The sequence below is a fragment of the Ralstonia pickettii genome, assembly GCF_000607165.1.
In the GTDB taxonomy this organism is placed as follows: Bacteria; Pseudomonadota; Gammaproteobacteria; order Burkholderiales; family Burkholderiaceae; genus Ralstonia; species Ralstonia holmesii.
This window is the reverse complement of sequence record NZ_JFZG01000021.1, coordinates 1-2,473: the sequence shown is the minus strand read 5'-3', so window position 1 is coordinate 2,473 and position 2,473 is coordinate 1. Positions and strand designations below refer to the sequence as shown.

Annotated in this window: 2 protein-coding genes; both read right to left on the bottom strand. The window is 63.4% G+C overall.

Going from position 1 to position 2,473, the window contains the following annotated elements; translation table 11 throughout:
- Positions 1–70: 70 nt before the first annotated feature.
- Positions 71–868, bottom strand: coding sequence for an IS21-like element helper ATPase IstB (istB, locus tag BG83_RS0117490; RefSeq protein ID WP_024977903.1), 798 nt, complete (start codon positions 866–868; stop codon positions 71–73).
- A complete protein-coding gene (gene istA, locus BG83_RS0117485; protein WP_024977902.1) occupies positions 858–2,360 on the bottom strand; it encodes an IS21 family transposase in 1,503 nt (500 codons plus the stop codon). Before istA ends, istB begins: the two co-directional genes overlap by 11 nt.
- Between the last annotated feature and the right edge of the window lie 113 nt (positions 2,361–2,473).

Sequence of the window (2,473 nt, the reverse complement as noted above, 5' to 3'; positions counted from 1 at the left end):
GTTGGCGCGCAGCTAATTTTGACCCACGGTTTTCATCTAAATTTGACCCACCCCAAGACAGCGTAAAGCGTTACTGCGGTGTGGATAACTCTTCGATTTCTGCCTCCTTGGGGCCTTTTCGGCGGGTTGATCTTGCCTTCGCTGAACTGGTCTTGAAGCGCCACGACTCATTGCCGGTTTCAACGATGTGGCAGTGATGAGTGAGGCGGTCGAGCAGCGCCGTGGTCATCTTGGCATCGCCGAACACGCTGGCCCACTCCCCGAAGCTCAGGTTGGTCGTGATCACCACGCTGGTGCGTTCGTACAGCTTCGAGAGCAGGTGGAACAGTAGCGCGCCAGCGGTCTGGCTGAACGGAAGGTAGCCCAGTTCATCCAGGATCACCAGATCGACATGCATCAGCCGATGCGCAAGCTGCCCGTGCTTGCCGGCCGCTTTCTCCAGTTCCAGTACGTTGGCCAGCTCGATCGTCGAGAAGTAGCGCACGCGCTTGCCGTGACGCTGGATGGCCTCGATGCCGATGGCGCTCGCCAGATGTGTCTTGCCTGTGCCGGGCCCGCCGATGAGCACGACGTTGTGCGCGCTGTCGAGGAACTTCATCTGGTACAGCTCACGGATCAGCCCTTCGTCGACACGGGCCTGCGCAAAGTCGAAGCCCTTCAGGTCGCGGTGCGCCGGGAACCGGGCGACGGCCATCTGGTAGGCAATCGAGCGCACCTCGCGTTCGGCACCTTCGGCCTTCAGCAACTGCTCCATGAAGCGCTCCGGATCGAACTCGGTATGTCGGGACTGCGCGTACAGCTCAGCCCAGCCGCTGGCCATGCCGTGCAGCTTGAGCGCCTTGAGGCGGGCAACGATCTCATTGGACATGCTGGTTCTCCGGTGCGCGCAGACGTTCATAGCGGTTCACATCCGCGACAGGTTCTTCGCTCAGGCTGAGCGAGGTGGCGGCCACGATTCGGTGCTGCGCCGGCGCTTTCAGCCGGCTCAGCACGTTGAGCACGTGATCGCTGCTGGGGCGGCCCGAGTCGAGCGCGGCTTGCACCGCCACCAGCACGGCGTCCAGGCCGTGTTCGCGAACGGCGGACAGCACCTGTGTCATCACACGGTCGCCGCCGGCATGCTTGAGCAGATGCCCCTGAAGCGCCTGCAGCGGCTGCGGCATCGTGGCAAACGGCGCACCGTTGCGCAGCGCGCCTGGCTTGCGCTCGACCAGCGTGATGTAGTGCTGCCAGTCGTAGAACGTCAGGTACCGCTCGAAGCTACGTTCGTGACGGGCGATCTCGCGACCGTCGGCAACGACGCTCAGCAGCGCCGGATAGCACCGCACGCTCACGAGCTGGTTCACGAACTCGGTCGGCACGCTGTAGCGGTTGCGCTGGAAGTGGATCAGTCCCGTCGAGGACACCCGCAGGAACTGCTCGACGTAGCCGTCGAACGGGCGCGGGTTCGCCATCAGCCGGGGGCGTTCGTCTTGCAACACGTCCTCGATGGTCAGTTCCGGCCACTGTGGGTGCTGTGCCCGCCACGCCTGCCGACACTGATCGGTCACCCAGTCGTTCAACGCCGCTAGCGATGCCCAGCGCCGCTGGGCCGCTTCGTGCCAGATCTGCCTGCGCCGATCCTGCACGTTCTTTTCGACGATGCCTTTCTCCCAGCCCGAGGCCCGGTTGCAGAACTCCGGCTCGAACAGGTAGTGGCCGCACATCGCCTCGAAGCGCGCATTAACCATGCGCTCCTTGCCACGCCCCACCTTGTCCACCGCCGTCTTCATGTTGTCGTAGATGCCTCGGCGTGGCACACCGCCAAACGCGGCAAACGCCTTCGCGTGTGCGTCGAACAGCATCTCGTGGCTTTGCGTGGGATAGGCGACCAGCCAGAACGCGCGGCTGGCGTTCAGCTTCACATGGGCGACTTCAAGACGTCGGCGCAGCCCACCGATGAAGACATACTCGCAGCTCCAGTCGAACTGGAACGCTTCACCTGGCTCGAAGGCCAGCGGCACGAACGCTTTGCGTCGGGGAGCCTGGGCCTGTTGCTCTCGCCAGCGCCGGGCGAACTCGCTCACCCGCGTGTAGCTTCCGCTGTAGCCCTGTGCCCGGATCGCTTCAAACATGAAGCGCGCCGTGCGGCGCTCGCGCTTCGGACGATGGCTGTCGGTGCGCAGCCACTCCTCAAGCTGCCCGGCCCATTCGTCCACCACGCTCGGGCTGACCCGTTTGGGATACTTCGGCTCCGTCGCTTCCGGCTCTCGCAGCCACGACCGCACCGTGTTCCGGGACAACCCCGTTCGCCGTGCAATCTCTCGCAACGGCACCTTCTCGCGGAAATACATCCGCCTGATCTTGGCCAACATGCCCACCGTGATCACCTCTGTATCCCCTGCTCAAAGATTGAGCAGGACATTCAATCACGTGGGTCAAATTTCGATGCAAATCACCCCGCCAGGTGGGTCAAATCTGCTCGCGCGTTAAC

Bases quoted from the DNA above. Each gene is read 5' to 3' on its own strand.
- istB (WP_024977903.1), bottom strand. From the start codon at position 868: ATGTCCAATGAGATCGTTGCCCGCCTCAAGGCGCTCAAGCTGCACGGC.